The sequence below is a fragment of the Leucobacter sp. 1207-22 genome (genome assembly GCF_052850455.1).
This window is the reverse complement of record NZ_VXCR01000005.1, coordinates 110,074-131,118: the sequence shown is the minus strand read 5'-3', so window position 1 is coordinate 131,118 and position 21,045 is coordinate 110,074. Positions and strand designations below refer to the sequence as shown.

Here is a 21,045-nt window from a genome sequence, read left to right as displayed (position 1 = left end):
GCGTCTGCCTTTGCCTCCGCTGTGCCGTCATCGGAAGCGGCCGAACGCACCGTCGATGACGCGAGTGAGACCTTTGCCACGCCATCGCCTCCAAGAGCATCAGGCAGTAGTCCTAGAGAAATAGCGCGGACGGTGAAGCTACCAGCACCAAGATCACCCTCCTGAGCTGGCGACAGCTCAGTAGGTTGTTCGTTAATGCGCAGTGTAACGAGCTGATCGAGGACACCACGCAGTACCGGCTCAAGTGGGGCGGTTACTGCCTCAACAAGCGGGTTGACTACGTTGCCAAGGCCAGCAGAAACAGTGTCAAGAACGCCCAGAACCGCTGGGCCTGTAACGCTAGCGATGGTGTCAACTACAACCGCGATGACCGGGTTCAGCAGAAGTCCGAGGTCAATGCCAACAAGTGAGAGCGTAGTGGTAACTCCAGGCGCGGCGCTATCCGTGCCAGCGAATTGTGCAAGGGAACCGTCGATGTTTACCGCACCGTGAGCAGTGCAAATACCGGTAAGAGGTACGCAAAGCGCCGAAACATCAAGATGCAATTTTACTGCAAGATTATCGAGTACCGACTCCAAGATTGTCGTCACCTTGGTGGTGATGCCAGCGAGTGAGTCTGTGATTCCCTGAACGATTGCCTGCACGAAATCGGCCGATACCACATTGTAATTGGCGGGCAAATTGTTGATGTCAGAGCCATCCGCTTCCTGGATTAGCTTTGCGATATCGAGGGTAATCTCACCGGTACCAAGGTCGATCGATACCGACCCGCTGTTGTTGGCGATCGGGGTGCTAATAAGTTGATTTACTACAGTGTCACCGACATCGTCAACGCCAGCGATCGAAACCTCGGCACTATTTACCTTGACGCCGAGGCCACCGAGGCTAAGAGAATTTACCGTGCCCTTAACGGTATTGAGCAAACCTGCAAGAGCGCCGCCGGGAGCGACCAAATCGCTAACGGGCTGCACTGCTGTCTGCACAACCGAGCCAAGCCCTGTTGCGAGCTCACCAATTGCAGGACTGCGAAGCTTCAGAGTCGCCCCCGCGAGCACATACTCGCTTGTGACAACGTCGTTTGTGCTCTCAGCAGCGGTAGCGATGCCACCTACTTCAAGGCGAGCCTGGTCTAGGAGTGTGTCTGTGAGCCCGCTGACGCTGAGCTGGTCGAACAATTCCGTCAAGTCAATGTACGCCGGATCAGTGCCGGTACCGGTATTGGGGCTGACGGCGATTGCTCCGCCTTCTCCGAGGACGCCTGACGAAGCCTTCGAGGAGGTGTTGCTGGTCGATTCGCTATAACTACTAGCCGCACCTAACTGACCGAGCGTGATGAGCCCCTTGCCCGTAGAAGGGTTCTTCAGAAGGGGTAGCTGAATACCGTTGCCCAGACTGATCGTTTCGTTTTGAAGGAGCCCCAAGTCGAGCTGACCGGTGTCTGGGCCAACGTCAGCCGGGTAGCTTGTCTGTGTGAATGCGAGCGATGCCAAGTCGGCTGTCAACGCATCAATGTTGATTAGCTGGCCTTGGGCAGCTGAAGGAGCAGTCGGGTCAGCGTCGGCTGCGAAAGCCGTCTGTGACATAAACAGAGTAGGCGCAAATGCCATTGCTATTGCTGTGCCGACAGCAACGCCGCGCACGCTCTTTCTTCGGCGTAAAACCGCATCATTGAGATTCTGCAAGATATCCCTCTCTAATGTGGTGCGTGCTGCAGGTAGCTGTGCCTGAGGCTTCTAAATACTCCCCAACCCGCATGAAACACACATTAAGTTTTGACTGGCAGCAGCCGTCGTCAGCATATGTAGTGAATGTGCGCAAAACAATGGATTGTTTTGCCTGAAATACGCGTTTTCCTTGTGGGGTATCTGTAAAAGCCAAGGCCTATATGGGATGTTGCGAACCGGGGATGTAAGCGCAAGCGCTGAAACGTTAACAAACCTTTACTTAAGAACTGTTACTACTGGCAGCAAACACTTCTATGGCCTGGAGCTGCACGTAAAGAGTCTTTCCAAGTTGGGGACTTCGACGTCAGTTCTCTCTATAGGAAGGGGTTGCCAGTTCAATCCTGGTTCGGGGCTATGATTCTTTGGTCTTCGGGCCGAGTAGCTCAGCTGGTTAGAGCGCACGACGCATAATCGTGAGGTCGCGGGATCGAGTCCCGCCTCAGCTACCAGAGCCACACAAAACCCCTGCTGATGGTGGTTCCGGCAGCGTTGATGCGCGTGTGCTGATGTTGCGTTTTCAGAATGGCTGGCGGAATACAGCGTCTGTGTATTTCTTGCACGAGTCCGCCTGGGAAACGTTTTAGAACTGTTTGCCGGATCGTGGGTTTGTTCTCGGCGGCATCATGTCGTATGAAAATGAGACGAAAGGCGGGTCGTGATGACTCATCAGGTTTACGGTTACATGCACCTTGACTACAGCGACGAGAACCTCGACCGACGTGTGGAAACATTTGGCTCGGCGACGATTGTTTGTGATTACGGACCACGGAATGACACTGCGAGAGTCAACCTGAACCGGCTGCTCGCAGAGACTCAGGCGGGTGACTTTATTTATGTGGATAGTATCGACCGGATCGCGGATTCCGTGTCCGATTTCTACGATCTTCTGAAATTCCTGAAGGCGCGTGGGGTCGGGTTTGAGGCGTTGGATGATGCATTCATCTTGAAGCCTGCGACGGATTCGGAAGGGAGTGCGGCGAAGCGGAAGAACCCGTGGAATGTACCGGCACTAGACGAAACCCTTGAACTGATTGGGCGTATGGCCGAGCTTGAGCGGGCGACGACAAATCGTGGGCCGCGCGGTTTCGCATTTGATTTCGTGGCTGCTCAGGAGACTCTGCCGTTGTTGACGTTGGAGCAAGTGTTGGGCGCTGAGCAGCAGCTCGCCGCTGGGCTGCCGCTCGCGCGAATTGCTACCTCCTTGCGGGTATGCGTGGTGGAGCTGTTCAAAGCGATGCGACGCGATAACGAGTACGCGACGTATCTGAAGATGTAGCCTCGGAAGGAGCGAATGACCCGCCCTGTTAGGTGCTGATGGTGCTGAGCAGGGCGGGTCTTTCTGCGTCTGTCGCGCGAAAGGGATGGGATGAAGCTGTTTGGGAATGATGCCGTGTACCTGGATGGCTGCTTCTATCGCTTCGATTTCGGGTATCGCAATGTGTCGGAAGCGAAGCTTCGTTCTGAGGGCCAGGAGATGATTCTGCGAGGTCTGCAACGGTGCATGATGCCGATCAACGCGCCCTATTCTGACGCGGAGATGTGGGCGGTTTGGGCGCATGATCCGCGTCCGGAGTGGCAGGCTGATGGTTCAGTCAAGGTCAGTACGATCATGAAACTTGAGCAAGAGCGGCGGTTGAACGCCACGGCTGAGGTGCTGGCGGCTGCGACGACGGTGGCGGTGGTGCGGTTCCCGAAGCAACATATGCTTCACGGAGCGATAAATTTGGGGCTTCCTTCTCCGATGTGGCTGATCGAAGTTGATCGGCAGTATGAGGCCGGTTGGGTACTCTCTCGCCGGGTCGCTGACATCGATGAGGAAGCCAGGAGCTGTCGTGATGCTTGGAAAGCACAGAGGAACGCGGCCGCGGAGAAAGCCGACTTTGCATCGTCGCGTGAGGAGATGCAGAGCAGTACCGTTGAGACCAAGGTGATGGCCGCGTTGGCTGACCGGCTCGGCGGTCATGTCGTTGAACGGTACTTGAACCCGTTGCATGTGCGGGTGAAGCTTCGCATGGTGAACCTGTTCGAGGGGTGGCCGCATGTCGATGAAGTCCGGCAATGGCTTGACCAGGGACACAGCGAAGAGGTGTTACGTGAGGCGGGGGAACAGTCGTATCGACAGATGCAGACGTTCCACGGACTGAGCCGTGCGGAGGCGAGAAGAACGGCGACGCAAAAGGTACTGGCGACGTGATCGGAGAACACAGCGCAGCGGGATGGGTACCGATGAAGCGTGACTACAGCTGGGCGCCCGAGTCAGAAAATGGCGTGCTCGAATGGGCGTACACGGTGCCAGAGACAGAGCTTACTTCGACCGGGTACGAAGATTCCGAGGAACTCTGGCAGGCGCTCAAAGACAGAGAGTTGGCAGCCCGCGCGGGAGTGAAAACTGAAACTGACATTTCGAGTGCTGAGCGTAGAAGTAACTTCCCTGAAGCTGAGGTGTTTGCGGCTGCTGATGTCCGAGCCGAAGGGTACCGGGCGCAGATTCAGGCTGTTGCAGAGGAAGCCGTGGCGCTGGTGAGGGAACGGAATATTTTCCCGATCATCTACTACTCGACCGCTGGTGCTGAACTCGAAGTGCTGAAATGCGTGGAACACGGTCTGGGTATCGATCGTAGAACCAAAAAGAAGGCAGGGTCGCCGAGTGACAATTATGCAATTGTGTCGTCGGCGCACACAGAAGGTGCGGATTTGTGCCGGTGGATGTTCCCTCAACTTTTCGATGTCGGCAGGAAAGGTGGTGGGAAGACCTGGTTTCAACAGTTTCAACAGATACACGAGCCGGGGAACCAGGTGCTTGTGAAGACCTTGCAGCGAACTGGACTGCCGAAGAACATCACATCGTTGAGAGGCCGGGTGCGCAATGGGAAACCGCAACCGACGAACTTCTACCCGATGGCTGCACAAGAGATCTACCGTAGGTGGGCACCAGAAGGCGGGGTGGTGTGGGATATGAGCTGCGGATTCGGGGGCAGGATGCTCGGCGCGCTGACTTCCCCAAAGCAACTCACATACGTGGGGACCGATCCAGCGAGTGAGACGTTCCACAATCTGGGCAAGCTCGGGGAGCTTATCGAATCTGTGACCGGAAGGCGGCACAGTTACGAACTCCATAAAGCCGGGTCCGAGAAAGATATTGGACTGGTGTCTGAGGTCGATTTCGCGTTTACGTCGCCACCGTATTGGAATCTGGAATGGTACGAGACCACCGATAAGAAGCAGAGCTTGGAAGAGTGGTTCGACAATTATGTGGTCGGCACTATCGACCAGGTATTCCGGGCGTTAAAGCCTGGAGCCAGATACGCGGTGAATATCGCAGATTTCGACATTGAGGTGGCGACAGGAGGCAACGGCGGGAAGGGGAGCCGGGAGATGCAGCGAGTGAACTACGTTGACCGATGGGTGAGCGAGAGTATCTCGCGCGGTTTCCGTTTCATCCGTCAAGATTCCCTCGAACTCACCGCCGATGCAAAAACCGCACTGCAAAACAAGGCGAACAACGCTACTCGAGGTATCTTGCAGCTCGCACCCGCGAAGAAGTCTGAACCCCTCCTACACTTCTACAAACCTCATACCCTCGCCCGGTAAACCTTGTCAAGCAATGTGCGAAGTCGGTTTAGGTGAAGGTGAAAAGACCCAGTGGTGCAAGTCTGGCAATAAATCAGCAATCTAAATGTTGATATCTTGACTCTCTTTAATAAGGCTATGTTGTTTTTTGATCGTGAATTTGAGGGAATTGTGAGGTCGGGTCACATTGCCTGTCAGGCGCTCAATGGCCATTCTTGCTACTCACGCAGCTTCAGTGCACCTGTGCATCGTCCTCAATCGCGCGACAAGGCATCTCTCGCGGCTTTGCAAGTCTTTCTGGTATATACCGCCATGTCGTTGGCTTCGTCGCTTGTGGCGGCGTTTCGCGCGTGCTGTCGTCGGCTGGCTGGGTGCTCGGTGAAGTTGGCTGGATGGGGGACGGGCACCTGAGTTGGCTTGAACACGTTACTCCGGGGTAAAATCGCGCGGTTGGTTTTTGTGGTGCACACCCAATCGCGGCGTTGGCGCGGCTGACTACCCGGGTTTTCTGGGCACCCGCGCTATCGCGCTAAATATTGGTCTGTTACGGATTCAGACTGAGTATCGTGAGGCAGTCTCTCTTAGAAAGGTAGGGCGACGGGAGCTATGACAGAAATGAATAAAGGAGGGGTGGATAGGAATCGGGCAATTGTTGACCGTCCTCTGGCTGGCCGTGATTCTCCCCGTTAGTCGCCGAATCGAATCTGGTGCGACTCGGTGAGCGAACCGGGGTGAGTACCAACTGGAGATTGAACCGCCACCGCCGCCTGGGGTATCGCTGAGATGGGCGAGTGAGAGCTGTTCCTTATCCTCGAACGAAGGTAGTTACCTGATGCCCGTCGTACCAGTCCAACCGTTCAACATCAGAGCCCGGAACAAGATCGGACTGGGGTTCGTTCCCCGCGCCGATCGGGCAGTAGACGAAGAAGTTACGCCTAGGGTCTGCAGCTCCTTTGTCGGTGAAGAAGAAACAGTCGGTATTGGAGTCGATGATGCGACTCCCGAACTGGTCGGCGGTGGGGGTATCGATGAACTCGATACTGCCTGCCTTGCGGCCCGAGTCGTAACTGTAGGAGCTGGAGGTCATCTCAAGCCGGTTGCCCCCGGTGGAGAGATGCATGACCCAATCGCCCGTAACCGAGTCCGGCCGGGGTCCTACTGAATCCTTCACCTGCCCGGTGAGGGTAACGAGTCCTTCCATCGTGTGCCGTAGGTCGGTCGGATGCGCTTTCGGGTCTTCCGTGAGGGTTTGGGCATTGCTGATTGCTTGTTCAAGCTGGGTGACGAGTTCAGCGTCACCATTCTCTCGGGAGGCGTCGAGTACTTGCTCGGCCTTCTCGATCTGGGTCGTGAGTGACTGTGCTGCGGTCTGCCGGTGACTATCGAGGAAGAACGCTGATGCGTCAGCCAGCTGTTGAGTGACTTGTTCGACTTCGTGGGTGGCTTTCTGGATGCGCTGGGTATCGTTGCCGAGCTGTTCGTTGCTCGTGTCAGGGTTCGCTTTTGTGAAGTCGATGTGTGCGAGCGCATCGGCTGCGCTTGTTGCGGCTTTGAATGTGTCGTTCACGGCTTCGAGGTTGTCGAGCGAGGTCGCAGACATGGCCGCGTGATCGTCTCGGGTATCGGTGTTCTGTCGTTCAAACTCCGTCCATGCGGTTTCGTATGCGGTGATCGCGTCAGCATGTTTGGTGAGCGCTGTCTCGTGCGCGACAGACTGCTGCACCACCAGATACCCGGCAGTACCCCCGCCAAGAACTAGCACCACGACTGCGATGATCCACACCCACACTCGCCGCTTCTTCCTCGGGGAATCCGAATCGCTTAGCGACTTAGCCACTTCAGGCTCCGGAATGGTTTCTGTGGGTGCCGAGTGTGGGGGCGTGCTGGCTTGAGGGGGTGGTGGGAGTTGTGACAGGTCTGGCGTGTGTGTGGTATCGGGGGTGTGCATGGTTGATCCGTTCAAGAGAAGAGCTAGCAGCCGTAGTGTTCCCAGCTGCGAACGATTTGGTTGAACCCTTCACCAGTAGCGGGAGTGACGATGAGTTCGTGCCCGTTGAGGAAATAGGTTGTGCCGTCAGTGTTGGTCATACGGTGTCCTGAAACTCCGCCGCCTGCAGAAGTAACGGGTACTGCTGGGAGTTCGAGGTAGCCAAGATCACTGTTTCCTCCGACATAGATCCAGTCACCGGTCGGGTTGTCAGCGTTTTGGAACAGGTAGAACTCCACCTCTTTCGTGGTCCCGAAGACACACGCCTTTCCAGCCTGCTCGGGTATCGGTGCTGCCCCGCTACCTGGAAGATCACGCTGCAACCCCGATTCCAGGCCCGACTCTGAGGAGTTCTTGTCTGGTTCTTCCGCGACCGGTTGCGGCTCTCGTGGATGCTCCTGCACAGGCGCTTCAGGTGCTGGCTCTTTGGCTGTGACTGGTGCAGTGGTAAACAATCCGGCTGCTGACAGCGCGACGATCACCCCAATCAGTACGGCTGTTACAGCGCCAGTGATGATGAGCCAGCGACGGCGGGGCCGCTTCGTGGGCTCACGAACCGCCGATGCGGTCGGTGGGGGTAACTCAGACAGGTCCGGTGTGGGCGGTGAGCTTGCGCCTGTGGTTTGGGGCGGTGGGAGTTGTGAGAGATCCGGGCTGGTGTTTTCTGGATAAGTCATGAAATCACCGTGGGATCCTCGGGTATCGCTGCACGCTCGTGTTCGGTCCACGCCGATCCGTCCCAGTACCGCTCAATGCTCAGATTTGTGGGGTCTGGATACCAGCCTGCAGGGGTATCGAGAAGTTCTGCCTCGCGCTGTCGGTTCTTCCCTCGTATAGAGAGGTAGACGATCACGAACACCACTATGGCGATCACGAGCAAGGGGACAAGAACAATGAGCCAAAGAATCGAACCCGGACCGCTACCGCTCATGCTTTCACTTCCGGTGTTGAACATCCCCACCTCCTGAGAACTGGGTGAGGTGTACGAGTTTCGCGGTGTGCTGCGACGTGCGAATCTGCGCGATAGTGACTTCAAGCGCGACCCGGCAGAACATGATGGTCAACAGCACCCCGACCGGGCCAAGCACGAGCTGGAGCACACCGATGCCTTGCAGGAACTGAAGGTCGGAACTTTGCCCACCGACCGTGAACAAGAGAATCGTGCCGACAAGCCACCACAACACCGACAGGATCGACACCAGTAAATAGATGAACCTGGCAAACGAGACCGTCACCACACGATCTGACGCGAACGACAGATCGAACAAGCTCCTGAAGAACCCCGTCTCACGATTCGGACGCTGCGGCACCGGCTGTGGACGCATCGAAGCAGGCGGAACCGGACCACGCGACAGCGAACTTGGGCCAGGCGGGGTGGACGGTGCGGCCTGCCTGGAAGGTTCCGGCGCGGGTGTTGACTGCTCAGGTCCGGCGTTGTTTGTCGGGGTATCGCTCCCAAGCTTCGGTATTACAGGCCGGACTTCCTCAGTCCAGGCGGTGCCGTTCCAATGGCGGAGTCGACCGCTCGCTGTTGGGTCGGGATGCCACCCAGCAGGCGGCAAGGCAGGTTGTTCACTGGTCATTTGCTGTCCTTGTAGCTCGGAAACGTGCGTGAGCTGGCGCAATAGGCACTGCGCACGCACAGAACATTATCAGGTTTATGCACGAAAGCTCTGGCAGTGTTGTCACCCCGTGCTGAGGTTCGGTTGTTCTGGTGCAGACTCCGATTCCAGACCCAGATTTCACGCAACTACGATTTGTCATTGCGCGTGCCCGCGAGCAGCGAAAAGTCACTCAGGAAGAGTTGGCTGCACTCTCCGGAGTCAGCCGACAGGCGATCCTTGATATTGGCAGCGGCAAGACGAGGGGCAGTATCGAAACCTGGGTACGGCTAGCAAGGGCTCTGAACATCTCGGTTGACGAACTCACTGCCCCAATCTGGGGTATCGATGAGACTGGCACGCAAAGTGACCCAGTGAATTGAGTGAACACCATGGCTTCCATCGATTCCAGGTGCTGAGATGTCAGCATTAGAAACAAGAATGGCAGTATTAGAAACTTGAATTTCTGACCCGCCGACTGATGCTTTCTCCCCTCGGCAACCTGCGAGATGCTATGTCTGAGGGCCTTCTGGTCGGGTGCGGAGGTGCTGAGAATTTCATGCTCAGCCTTCGTTGTTAGTTCTTTCTTGTTAGCTCCTGCTTACAGGGGTTACCTATCATGTTGATTTTTCTGTGGTTTTTAGCCGGAAAACGTCGCTTCTGGCGCTCGGCAGCATCCTTGTTAGCTTCAGCATGCTCGTCGTGCTTACTCATTTCACTGTCTCAACGGTGGGGCTCAAAAGGTCTCGACCCGCTTAGCTAGAGCTCGTTCAGCTTCTACTACAGAGGTTTTCAGCTCTATTCGGTGAATTCGTCGCCAGCTTTCTGGATGTGTTCATCGGGGTACACCTCGCCGGGCAGTGAGCGTGCTGTCTGAAAGTGTGTTGTTCAGGGTGGCATTCCGCTACAAAACACACTTACGCATGGAGGTCTAGACATGGCCGGTCAACTCATCGGATACCTACGAGTCAGCAGCACTGACCAGAACCCCGAACGGCAGGTCGAGAGCATCGGTCCGACCGACCGGAACTTCATCGACTATGCATCCGGCGGCAGCACCAACAGGCCAGAACTGCGCGAACTCATCGGATACGCGAGAGCCGGCGACCGGATCCGAGTAGCGAGCATCGACCGCCTCGCACGCTCCACCCACGACCTGCACGAGCTGATCCACTTCTTCACCGGCGAGGGTATCGGTGTGGAGTTCGTGAAAGAAGGACTGAAGTTTGAGCCCGGCGCGGACGCGTCTCCGATGGATCAACTCATGCTTGCGATGCTCGGTGCTATCGCCCAGTTTGAGCGCGCCTTGATCCGGGAGCGACAGGTAGAAGGCATCCGGGCTGCGAAGAAGCGCGGCGTGTACGACCGTGCACCAAAGCTCTCACCTGAACAGATCTTGGAAGCAAAGGCATTGATTGCTGCCGAGATCCCAAAGACGCGGGTCGCCGAACGCCTCGGTGTATCCCGTTCGACTCTCTATGACGCGTTAAGAGGTGCGGGGCGGTACGCAGCTCGCTAGCACAGTTCACCTAGCAGCCGAGGGGGCCGGGCCATGTGACACTGCAATCAATATCAACTCAGACTTACGCTCGCCAGGGCCTTTCCTCTAGTTGTCCGATGCGAGGCCAGTAGACGCGCGTATGCCTCCAAACCCATGGAGCGGCCACTGGAACGGGTCATCGCAACTAGTCCCGTTGAGCTTCGCGCCAGCTCTGGCCCACTATCTCCTCGAAGACTCGAACTACCGGGAGCTTGTCAAATGCCTGTTCTAGAAGCGCATTGGTGCGCTTAGTTGTCCCGTTGAGCCACGTCGACACATTGATCGCGTTATTACTGCTTACATGCTCAGAGACACGTACTCCGAGCTCGTTCAATTCTTCCTCAGAGCAACCAACCAACCCCTCAAGCAGTTCGATGTCGAGAATGGCTGTAGGAATGTCAGGGGTGGAGAGTCGGTCTCGCACAAGCGTGTCGTTGGCTGAGAGAAAAGCTCCTAGAGTTACCAAGATCCCTATGCGGGGCCTATCGTTTGGTATTTCATTGAACTCTGGCCGGTCCGCCTTGATAAGAGCTGCCGTGCGGTTTAGCTGGTCAATCCCTTGACTTAATACGGCATGCTCGTCCAGAAAACTGTCTTGCCCCTCCATCAATGAGGCATTTGGGCGAAGCGTCTTGCACTCGAAGAGGAAGACGACGTCTGGGAGTACCAAGAACCAATCGATGGACTTCTTTTCTTGCTTTTTCTCACGGTAGGAGATTTCAGGGACCAGGATGTCCGGCGCAAGATCGGCTAGTTGGTTGCCAACATACTGCTCGAAGAGATGCCCAGTGTCGCTTGCGAAGTCGCTACCCCATTGCCTCATCCCATCAAGAATTACGCTGGTTGCCGACGTACGGAGATCGAGCACAGGAACGCAAGGTGCAATCAGCCGATCTTCATAGATACCGCCAATGAGTGGGCGGAACGCTAGGAAGTTCACGGCCCAAGGCTCAAATCTGTACGCTTCAGCTGATGTCAGGTTCCATCTATCAATATGTGCGCGCCTCCGCTGTTTGAATTCCACCAAAGGTGCAGCGAAATGCTTTGATATGACATCTGTCACCACAGCATCACCACCAAGCGCCGCACGTAAAGCCGTAGTCTTTCCAAGCCAATCAATTGGAAAAGCCAACCCCTTGTTTGCCATTGCTGTAGCCCGGAGCATAAAACCAACAGACAGAAATACGTCAATTGAGCAGCCGTATAGCCTTTTGTCCCAGCCAGGACTCATGACCCTTGGGCTGCGTCCTTCGGGAAAGTTTGTGTGTGCAAATAGAACGCTGGTGCGCGCAAGCGAATTGAAGTGATCGGCCTGATATGGGACTTGCTGATATGCAAAGCGGCTTATTAGGCGATAAGCGTAGTCGTCTGCGATGTCATCGCCAGGGTGTTCTAAGCGGCTGAATGCGTCACAGAGCAGTCGAAGGTCCCTTACATCGGGTTGCCTCTTCCCTGACGTCCCGCGCCCAATAACTACCGATGCCACACCGGCGATGTCCCACGGGCGGAAGGGAGCCATCTTGCCATCTGCGTCATAGATCCGCCCCCTCCACTGGGTCGAGACTTGCGCAAGCGAAAGGAGCAGCTGATCGCGATCATAGCGCCGCACCATGGAAACGAAATCCTGATACCGAATCAGATCCCTCTTACCGTCTTTAGCTACAGTCCCCACCAGAATAAAACCTCTTCGTCTGAACGACAACAATTCGCTTCTACTGTCTGAACACTATCTCCAAGGCGAGATTGGCAAGGGACCTTCCCTGCAGCCAGATGACGCTAACCAATGGCCAGAGGCTGTCTGAGCATTCCTGTTGCGGTTTGTGTGACTTCTGATCGTTAATCAAGTTGTTGAGATTGGTCGCGACTGGATCGCTACGCGGGCATGATCGAGACCCCTTGGGAAGCAGCCAACCCATGGCTGCCAAGGGCAAACGATCAAGGAACCACAACCAATGGCACTTAAAGCCTCAAAACTCATGCCCCGCACCTACGCGCCGGAACGCGAGCCCCGCGTGATCGGATACCTCCGTATCCACGACACCGACACCGAACCAGAAGCACAGGAAGCACTCCTCGGCACAGTCGAGACCCTATTCATCGACGCCACCTCAGGTATCAACGGCTCGCAACCACAGCTCAACGCAATGCTGACTGTGGCAAGGCGAGGCGACGTGATCAGAGTCGCCACTATCGACCGCCTCGGCACCACCCTCGCTGATGCAATCGACATGCTGACGCTCCTCACCGGGATGGGGTTGGAAGTGCAGTTCGGTGACCAGAAGCTGATCTGCCAGCCCGTGACACTTGAACGCTCAACGGCAGAGGAACGCGACTGGTTCGTACTCAGCCACATCCGCGACGCAGACCAAGCACTCCGCACCGCCGGAACCATCTGGCACAACCACATGTTCGGTCACGGCCGAGACGAGCCCACCAAGCCCGCACTCTCCATCGAGGACGTGGAACTTGCCGAGCGGCAGATCGAGGCGCACATTCCCCGCAAGAAGGTAGCGGAAGGTCTTGGGGTATCGCCAGCGACCCTCTTCCTCGCACTCCACCGCCACGGAGAGTATTCCAACTACCCCTAAGCGTTAAGTCCTTCTCGGGCATAGGTCCAGTTGAGGCCGTCGAGCCGGACAGCGTTGTGCGCCTACGTGATTACTTCCACGTAGGCGCACAACCTCCACTCGGGCGTAGCACTATCGCGAGCAATGTCAGAGACGAGCAAAGCGGATCGGTTATAGAAGGACACCAAGAAGAAGGTCCGAGCGGGAAGACGTCGTTGGAATTTCCCGTCTTGCTCGACATTTCGGACGCAGTCATTGTGCTCAGCGTGTGAAGCGGTGCTCATTGTGACGCATGTGTCTGAGTCGCTTCTCGTAGGTGGCAGCCCGCACCACCCCACACCGGGGGAGATGTCAGCCGCCACATCTGTCAAAGATTCAAGAAGGAGAATCGCAAATGATTCTAGAGAGGCAAGAGCACGCACCGGAGTCAACGGAGGTCGCAGTCGGCACATACACAGAGACCGAGACCGCGACGCGCATTGGCGTTGACCGCACTTCGGTACGACGAGTCGCACTCACCAAGCCCGATCACCCCATCGCTAAAGCGTGTCTCACGATCACCGAGAACAAGCGGGTCTACTCGCGCGAACTCATTGACGCATACGTAAGCGGGCAGGGGGCAGCTAAATGACCGTCAAGAAGCACGGCAACCGTTGGCGGGCGATGGTACGCAAAAACGGCGAGTATCTCGGATCGAGGGTGTTTGATCTGAAGCGTGACGCGGAGGCATACGAGCGGAAGCTCTTAGAAGAGTGTGCTGACGGTATTGATGTGCGTCAGGGCAGTCGTCAGGTGTCTGAGTATGTGGCTGATTTCCATGAAAATAGGGAACTCATGAACCGAGTATCTGAAGCAACACGGGAAACCGATAAGCATATGTTCAAACGAGTTCCGACATGGTTCCTGAGCCTCCGAGTGAAGGACGTGAAGACTCACCACGTCGAGAAGGTGCTAGCCGAGGACGCGCGAGAGCATACGCGGAAAGAAGGAAGCATCATCCGGTATCGGACGACTCTATCTGCGTTCTTCACCTACTTGATGAACACGCGGCAGATCATCACACGGAACCCTGCACGAGCCGCGGCGATCCCTGGCGCGCAACTGTCACCAGAGAAAATCCCGTGGCTGAGCACTGAGATCCATGAGCGCTTCCTGATTTGGAGGGATAAGGATAAGGGGATGGCTGAGGTCGCGTTGGTGATCTACTTCCTCGCACTGCGCTGGGGTGAGGCTCGCGCGATGGAAGTCGGTGATGTGGTGCTTGATGGTCAGCCGCGCGTGCTCGTTCAGCGGTCGCTGTCAGAAGGGAAGACTATTCCGAAGAGCACGAAGACGAATAAGGCTCGTTGGGTTCCGATCTCTAACGTGGTTCTGCCGATCCTGCAACGGAAGGTGGATGGGCGGGGTAAACGGGAACGCCTCTTTCCTGCGCTGACGCGTACTCGTTTCAAGTGGCGGCTGCGCTGGGACGAGACCGGGCAGGGAAAGAATCTGCACTCGCTGAGGCACGGAGGAATTACGGCGTGGGCAGAAGCCGGGGTACCTGTCCCGCTAATGCAACGCTGGGCTGGACATGCTCGTGTCGAGACCACAATGAAATATGTGCACCTGGTTGGTGACCAGGCAAGCGCTGCGGGTATCGCAATGCTCAACGCCCAAAACCAACGCCTCGGAATTACAGCCAAATAGGTAATTGGGTCTGGTGCGTGCTGAGAAGACTGGTCGTCTTGGCACGCATCAGGCCTGCTGGCGTGGAGCTACTCTTAATTTTGTGAGCAACCAGCATCCGAAGAGGCATCACTTTGTTCCTCGGTTTTTGCTTAACAAATTTTCCTCCGACGAACAGCTATGGGTGATGCCAATCGAGCAGGATAGAAATCTTCCATACAAGGCATCGGTCAAGAACGTTGGCCATGTCAATGGCGGACATCGTATGACCAAGGCCGATGGCGGTGAAGATTGGACGACACTTGAAGCATCTATGGCCAAGCTGGAGGGCGCTGCAAGCTTAGCGATCACACAGCTCCATGAGGACAAAAGCATTTCCTTGGTTTCGCGTGAATTGAAAGAGCCCCTTGCCTGGCTAGCCGCGCTCCAGAGAGCACGGAGCAGGACGTTCCTGGGCTCAGTGGCCCACGTCCTGGGCGAGGCGCCAAACGAAGAAGAACTCAAAAGTACTCAGTTCGAACTACAGACCAGCCTTCTTCGAACGGGACCGTGGAACCTTTTGGGTAAGTGGGCGGTTCAGGATAATGATTCGGTTTCCGTAGTAGAAAGTTATGAACCATTCGTTCACTACCTATTGTCGCTGCGATGGGACGTGATGCGCTTCGAACAGCCCGAACTTGTTGTCTCAGATGCGTTCGCTGCTCAGTATGGTGTCAGCGCTCTCGGTAAGCCCCCCAGCCCGTCGGAAGTTTGGGGAGCAAGATTTGGAGTCAACGTCCCGTTCTCGCGCGCGGAGGGATTCACGATAGCTTTATCCCCGAGGATGGCGCTTCGTGTTCACCACCGGAATGAACGCTTGGGTGCTGATCCAAATACAGTAAACATGCACACTGTCCGTAACGCGAGGTCCTTCATCGCGTTCCCTGGTGATGCGAATCCGAAGGAAGTCCTTGTCCCTCTCCTGGACTGGGTTCTCGAAGCGAGGGGAGTACGTTCTACTCTTCCTCGTTCTCTGTGACGTAGACGCTCTGTTGATTACATGAGCGTCCGACCGGAGCTGCTGTGTGGAATTTGCGGCTCGAGGTCATCTCAAAATGAGCAATTGGATGTAACGTCTGTAGGTGCAGTAAACCAGGTTGGAGACTCACCTGAGACCCTTGTTCCTTGCTCATTCCATCGTCGCTGGACTCTCCATCAAGCTCTGGGTGATTGAGAAGTTCGAACCGGGTGAAGACTGGCGGGCACTTCGGACTCACGTACGAGGGGTACGTGTATCGCTAATGAGACCGTTTGGAAATCTCTATTTGAATTCCGGCATTAATAAGTATCCTTATAGAAGCTAGAATTGCGGGCACTTTGAATTGCCTGAGATTAGTTTCATAAGTCGAAGTGAGAGAAATGCCTTCGTTAACCCTTAATAAAACTTTTGCCAAACGGGCACGTGCTGGCTTTCTGGTCACTGCACTAGCGCTTGTAGGAGTCGCAACCGCAGCAAGCCCTGCGTTGGCCGAAGAGAACCACCATTTTCAATCAACCACGTTCGGGCAAGACTACGCCGGAACCGGCGTTTTTGGAACCCAGACATTCTATGTATACATGAATGAGGGTGAAAGCCTCACGATCGATGCCGGTCGTCTTGACGGTCGCGAAAGTAGCTCCGATAGCTACACCATCGGTACACGTCAGGCGACCGCTACTGTGACGGATCCCTCGGGCGTCCAGATGGCCAGCAAGAGCGGCCTTGGGCTCTACGATGCTGGCCGTTCAAGCGACGTCGGGCCGCTCGAGGTAACTGCTGAATCGACCGGCATTCACACCGTCACTATCGGTCCAAGCTCTGACCGTTACGCTTCCTCATCACGTCCTTGGAAGATCAACGTATCAAATGGTGAGGGTGAGGTCTCTGGCCGTGTGTTCGTGACTTCTTACAATTTGATTCAACCAACGCGTGCTTTCGACCAAAATATTGAGTTTTATACCGTCAATGAGTACGGCATCCAATACAACCTCGAGTTGCCGCAGTACAACGGCTGGAACTCGGTTATCGCCGTGAACGCATTTGGCAATGTCGACCGCGACACATGCCAACCGACCTACGCCTCAGATCTACGTCTCGGCCAGGACATCCAGGACGATGCCGCTGCATGCGGCGGCCAAAGCTTGATGTTCTTCGAGACGCCTGCTGCTGATCTCCCTGCTACAGCAGCTATTTCCCCGGCCTCACCTCTCGCGGGTGGCGCAAGTGAACATTGGCTACTTCCTGCTGTCACTGAGCCAACAGTTACGAACCTCGAGTTCACTCCAACTGGTACTGATAATCTCGCTGGTGAACTGTCATACAGCCTCAACGGTCACACTGGTGTCTACACTGTCAAGCTCGACGCCGACGGTGATGGCCGGTTTGATGGGGCGCTCGACCGCGAAATTCTCGTAAACACGGTTTCTAACCCGGACAGCTACGAGTTTGACGGTCTTGATGCGAACGGTGATCCCATCGCTGTCGGCACAAAAATAGGTTTCCGCGTAGAAGTTTCTCAGGCACCCGAAGCGCACGTTGTTCTGTTTGACGTTGAAACCATGGGAGGCGGTGTTAAGTTCACTCGCCTCAACGGTTCTAATATCGAGAGCGACAGGATCTACTGGAACGATACCCCTATCCAGACGGGGCAGGAATGTAGTCCCGCGCCATCGGAAGTGGATACCAAGGCAGAGGGAGTGCCGGTTGCCGATGCTGCCCAGCGGGGATGGACCTCAACTGTAGCGACGTGTAACGACCGGGGAGGCTCGATCAATGGCACCTGGGGTAACGATCGTTCACTCGACACCTGGACATATGGCCTGGTCAATGCAGCAGCAGAAATCACCTACGGCGGTACAGCTTCCTTCACGTTGAAGAAGACCGCAACGAATGGCACCAAGTTCACCGAGGGAGATGAGGTTGAATGGGCATTCACGGTCAACAACACTGGCAATACGCTGCTGTCCAATATTGTCATCGAGGATGAGCTGCTCGGCTTTGATGATTGGCTTTGTGTCGACAGTCTGCCGGCAGGTGAAACTGTGACTTGCGATGCGCCAGTTTCCTACCGCACCACCACTAAAGATGTAGCTACTGGCCGCGTAGTGAACGTTGCAAACGCCGTTGCAAGCCCCGCTCCTGGCGTGGCTATTCCCGATGCGCAGACTGCTTCCGCTGAGGTCACGGTGATTGCTAACGAAGTGGATCCGACACCTGAACCGGAACCGACGCCAGAACCGGGCTCTGGCGTCGGGACTGACAAACCTTCAAACCCATCAGGGTCCAACCTTGCCAATACTGGTGCTGCGAACATCGGCATCATGGTAGCTGCAGGTGGGGTATTGATCGTTGCCGGTATCGCGATAGTGATGCTTCGTCGGAAGACACGATCGCGTATGTAACGCGGTGGGACTAAACGTAGGATCGGAGACCATTCACATGAACGAGCTCTGATCCTAGGTTTGGTTTCCTCATGCCAAGTCCAACGAGACCGCCGCAGAAGGATTCTTACCGCGACTCACGAGATTTAGCTCCTTGTTCGGCCGCACCGAGGCAGAACAAGGAGCTAAACTTTCATATACAGCGATTCTCTCGTTATTTAGACAAATATCTTCCGATGTTCGTCCCAGAATGCAAACTACGTCCCCGCGTCTAACATTCCGCAGGAACATCGGTGGTTGACTGCCAGATCTTCTTTACAATAAAGCTGGCAGTCTGGTGCGGTGCAGAGTATTTCTACTACCCTTCCTGAAGACCTCTGCACCGCACTTTTTGGATTACGGTTTGACCTCGGCTAATAGGACAAAGTAGGCCGTTTGCTCGACGGTCTCACGAGCTTTGATGCTTCCTCGGTGAAACGGCCTCGCGCCTCAACCCTCTGGCTCTTGTTTCCTAATTGCCATACGGAGAGCTTAGAAGGCGCATCCGACCTTTCAGTCTGCTTCTTTGAGCGTACTTGCGTGGTTGGTCGTGTAGCCAGCAATCAAGAACGAAGCGAGGCCTGGGCTGGCTTCTTTTAAATCCGACCTAAGCGATTGATGGCGTTAATCCGGCGTCGGTGTCAGTGGTGTGCGGCGTGCGTTCAGGGGCCTATTTTGTGCCGGATGGACACGGCATGGACACCTCTCCTGGGTATCGATTCGTTGATGCGCCCCACAGGCTACGCGGAGCAGCTAAAACTACATATGAGTCATGTGCAAAATGTGCAGACCACAGTAAAGCAAAACGCCTGATGAGAGATAAGACAACTTCCATGGTAAGGAAGGGGTCGCCAGTTCAATCCTGGCTCGGGGCTCTGACTCTTTTGATCTTCGGATCGAGTATGGCTGAGTAGCTCAGCTGGTTAGAGCGCACGACTCATAATCGTGAGGTCGCGGGATCGAGTCCCGCCTCAGCTACTGGAGTCGCAACGAAAACCCCCGGTCTTGCCGGGGGTTTTGTTGTATCTGCTAGTCACCTGGTGCGCTGAGTGCTACCGACCTGCCTTGACAAGAGGTGGACTTTTTGGGGACCTCGCACGGGTCTCGCTCGCGTGAGCGTGGTCGAACATGCTTTGCCTATCGCTGGTGTGCGGTGTGTCACAAATGCTGCCCAAAACCCAGAGTGTGCACATTTTATGTACACGTTTCCGTTATCTGGTAAGTGATCTAAATGTATGCATGATGCCCTCTTGCCGGATACATCGTTCCACCGGGCGCAGGCGGGAATGCGCACTTTGAATCGTTACGTTAGCTGGTATTAGCACCGTTCTTGCGGCGGCGCACGTTCTGAGAACCCAAGCCCACAGGATCAGCTGAGTGATGAGTCTCTGTGAACACGACTAACGTTAGGCATCCAAAGACTCGTGTTGAATCGACTTCTCGCTACCACCTAAGCCGGAGGGGTTGCTTATTTGGAGCAAATCGACTGCGGCTAAAACGATCAGTCTATGAGAGTAATATGGGTATGCTTGGCGCACAGTATGAGGGGCTCCTGCGTTCAGTAGTGACACCACTACGTAAGCGTTGATCGAGTGAACATCTTGTAGCAATCTGGAAGGGAAGCCATGTCCCAGCGGTACAGCAGGTCGTCTAAATCGACAGGCGGCATGCGTCATGGAAACCTCCGAAGATCGTCTACATGGAAGAACCTGTTCAAGGGTGTGATTGCTTCGGTGCTGACCGTTGGCATGAGCCTGGTTGCGGTTGCCGCTTTTGCGGCGTGGCAGATCGCTCGTGAAGCGAGAGTGTTTGATCTTGACGGAGGCGCCGGTGCTGCCGCGGTGACCGCAGGGGCAAACGGCATTGATGGTGAGCTCACGATTCTCTTAGTCGGGTCGGATCGGCGTGATCCAAACTCTGTGGTGGATGATGGCGAAGAGGGCGACCGGAACGACGTCAACCTCTTGCTTCATATTCCCGCTTCTCACGAGTCGGCAACTGTGGTGAGTTTCCCACGTGATTTGCTGGTGTCAATTCCAAGCTGTACCGATCCTGAGTCGGGTGAAACATATGACGCGATGAGTTCGCAGCAGATCAATACAGCTGTGGAATATGGTGGCCCAGGCTGCGTAGCTGCAACGATTTCTGAACTTACTGGAATGGAGATTCCATACGTTGCAGAGGTGGACTTCGACGGTGTGATAGCGATCTCTGATTCAATCGGTGGTGTGTCATTATGCCTTGCGCAGCCAATTGTTGACCCCAATGCAAACCTGAACTTGCCCGCTGGCGAAGTCACGCTATCTGGCGTTGAAGCACTCAACTTCGTGCGGACAAGATATGGCGTGGGTGATGGCAGCGACGTCAGCCGAATTAGCAATCAGCAAGTGTTCATGTCAGCGCTGTTGCGCCAGTTGCAAAGCGAGAAAACGCTCAGTGATCCGGTCAGCTTGTATTCCCTCGCACGAGCGGGTTTCCAGAACCTCACGATGTCAAGCAGCATGGCATCGGTCACCTTCTTGCAGGCGGTTGCGACAACGGCTGCGAAGATCGATCTCGGCAACATCAACTTTGTTCAGTACCCGACATTTACACGCCCAGATGACGTGAATCGGTTGATCGCGGATCAGGAATCTGCCGACATGCTTTTCGAACTCATTGGCGCTGGTCAGCCGTTTGAGATTTCGGCGATTGGCTCAGGAGCTGTCGGCGGGGCATCTACTTCAGAGGAAGAGTCCGGGCCAGTGGGTGATTCGCCGGAAGTAACCGATCCTGCGCCAGTCGAACCAAATGGTGCTGAAGCGCCTGCGCCGCTCTTGCCAGAGAACGTGACGGGTCAGAACGCTGCTCAAGAAACTTGCTCGGCTGGTCGAACCCGGCAGTAGAGATCAGTCGGCTGATGCGGTTGGGTAACTCGGCAGATGAAGGCGTTGCCTGGCCGTGCATGTTC

Annotated in this window: 17 protein-coding genes and 2 tRNA genes; 13 read left to right on the top strand and 6 right to left on the bottom strand. The window is 55.6% G+C overall.

The annotated features are described in order from the left end of the window. A partial coding sequence (locus FW756_RS10710; RefSeq protein ID WP_446430142.1) for a choice-of-anchor G family protein occupies nt 1-1,583 on the bottom strand: 1,583 nt, incomplete at its 3' end. Between the two features lie 513 nt (nt 1,584-2,096). Between FW756_RS10710 and FW756_RS10705 the strand changes: the two genes are divergently transcribed. The 4 genes from FW756_RS10705 to FW756_RS10690 all read left to right on the top strand — a co-directional run bounded on the left by FW756_RS10705 (nt 2,097) and on the right by FW756_RS10690 (nt 5,315). Then, nucleotides 2,097-2,173 (top strand) — tRNA-Met (locus FW756_RS10705). A gap of 209 nt (nt 2,174-2,382) precedes the next feature. Next, complete coding sequence (locus FW756_RS10700) at nt 2,383-3,000, top strand: recombinase family protein (RefSeq protein WP_446430141.1); 618 nt, start codon at nt 2,383-2,385, stop codon at nt 2,998-3,000. Nucleotides 3,001-3,225: 225 nt separating this feature from the next. Beyond that, nucleotides 3,226-3,918, top strand: a complete 693-nt coding sequence (locus FW756_RS10695; RefSeq protein WP_446430140.1) for a hypothetical protein — start codon at nt 3,226-3,228, stop codon at nt 3,916-3,918. A 95-nt stretch (nt 3,919-4,013) separates the two neighbouring features. After that, complete coding sequence (locus FW756_RS10690; protein WP_446430139.1) at nt 4,014-5,315, top strand: DNA methyltransferase; 1,302 nt, start codon at nt 4,014-4,016, stop codon at nt 5,313-5,315. Nucleotides 5,316-6,099: 784 nt separating this feature from the next. Here FW756_RS10690 and FW756_RS10685 read toward each other — a convergent pair. The 4 genes from FW756_RS10685 to FW756_RS10670 form a co-directional block, all read right to left on the bottom strand. Beyond that, nucleotides 6,100-7,083 carry a hypothetical protein gene (locus FW756_RS10685; protein WP_446430138.1) on the bottom strand — a complete coding sequence of 328 codons (984 nt, stop codon included), beginning with the start codon at nt 7,081-7,083 and terminating at the stop codon, nt 6,100-6,102. A 182-nt stretch (nt 7,084-7,265) separates the two neighbouring features. Then, the gene (locus tag FW756_RS10680) at nt 7,266-7,958 is read right to left on the bottom strand and encodes a hypothetical protein (RefSeq protein ID WP_446430137.1); all 693 of its coding nucleotides are present in this window, start codon (nt 7,956-7,958) and stop codon (nt 7,266-7,268) included. Continuing rightward, nucleotides 7,955-8,236, bottom strand: a complete 282-nt coding sequence (locus FW756_RS10675; protein WP_446430136.1) for a DUF2510 domain-containing protein — start codon at nt 8,234-8,236, stop codon at nt 7,955-7,957. Before FW756_RS10675 ends, FW756_RS10680 begins: the two co-directional genes overlap by 4 nt. Further along, entirely contained in the window at nt 8,217-8,864 is a 648-nt protein-coding gene (locus FW756_RS10670; protein ID WP_446430135.1) for a DUF4282 domain-containing protein, read from the bottom strand. Before FW756_RS10670 ends, FW756_RS10675 begins: the two co-directional genes overlap by 20 nt. Nucleotides 8,865-8,995: 131 nt before the next feature. Here FW756_RS10670 and FW756_RS10665 point away from each other — a divergent pair, with 131 nt between their 5' ends. Both FW756_RS10665 and FW756_RS10660 read left to right on the top strand, forming a co-directional pair. Next, the gene (locus FW756_RS10665) at nt 8,996-9,265 is read left to right on the top strand and encodes a helix-turn-helix domain-containing protein (protein ID WP_446430134.1); all 270 of its coding nucleotides are present in this window, start codon (nt 8,996-8,998) and stop codon (nt 9,263-9,265) included. 554 nt (nt 9,266-9,819) lie between these two features. Then, nucleotides 9,820-10,401, top strand: a complete 582-nt coding sequence (locus FW756_RS10660; protein ID WP_446430133.1) for a recombinase family protein — start codon at nt 9,820-9,822, stop codon at nt 10,399-10,401. Nucleotides 10,402-10,567: 166 nt separating this feature from the next. On the opposite strand, the gene FW756_RS10655 is transcribed toward FW756_RS10660, so the two are convergent. Next, on the bottom strand, nt 10,568-12,094 hold the full coding sequence (locus FW756_RS10655; protein ID WP_446430132.1) for a hypothetical protein: 1,527 nt from the start codon (nt 12,092-12,094) through the stop codon (nt 10,568-10,570). Between the two features lie 280 nt (nt 12,095-12,374). On the opposite strand from FW756_RS10655, the gene FW756_RS10650 reads away from it, so the two are divergent. The 7 genes from FW756_RS10650 (at nt 12,375) to FW756_RS10620 (ending at nt 20,980) form a co-directional block, all read left to right on the top strand. Then, entirely contained in the window at nt 12,375-13,010 is a 636-nt protein-coding gene (locus tag FW756_RS10650) for a recombinase family protein (protein WP_446430131.1), read from the top strand. Between the two features lie 373 nt (nt 13,011-13,383). Then, on the top strand, nt 13,384-13,620 hold the full coding sequence (locus FW756_RS10645) for a hypothetical protein (RefSeq protein WP_446430130.1): 237 nt from the start codon (nt 13,384-13,386) through the stop codon (nt 13,618-13,620). Further along, nucleotides 13,617-14,678, top strand: coding sequence for a tyrosine-type recombinase/integrase (locus FW756_RS10640; RefSeq protein ID WP_446430129.1), 1,062 nt, complete (start codon nt 13,617-13,619; stop codon nt 14,676-14,678). The genes FW756_RS10645 and FW756_RS10640 overlap by 4 nt, the downstream gene beginning before the upstream one ends. Nucleotides 14,679-14,760: 82 nt before the next feature. Then, nucleotides 14,761-15,675, top strand: a complete 915-nt coding sequence (locus tag FW756_RS10635) for a DUF4238 domain-containing protein (RefSeq protein WP_446430128.1) — start codon at nt 14,761-14,763, stop codon at nt 15,673-15,675. A 578-nt stretch (nt 15,676-16,253) separates the two neighbouring features. Next, nucleotides 16,254-18,077: a DUF7507 domain-containing protein gene (locus FW756_RS10630; protein ID WP_446430127.1), complete on the top strand. Its 1,824-nt coding sequence runs from the start codon at nt 16,254-16,256 to the stop codon at nt 18,075-18,077. Between the two features lie 922 nt (nt 18,078-18,999). Next, nucleotides 19,000-19,073 (top strand) — tRNA-Met (locus FW756_RS10625). Nucleotides 19,074-19,762: 689 nt separating this feature from the next. Further along, nucleotides 19,763-20,980, top strand: a complete 1,218-nt coding sequence (locus tag FW756_RS10620) for an LCP family protein (RefSeq protein ID WP_446430126.1) — start codon at nt 19,763-19,765, stop codon at nt 20,978-20,980. Nucleotides 20,981-21,045: the final 65 nt, after the last annotated feature.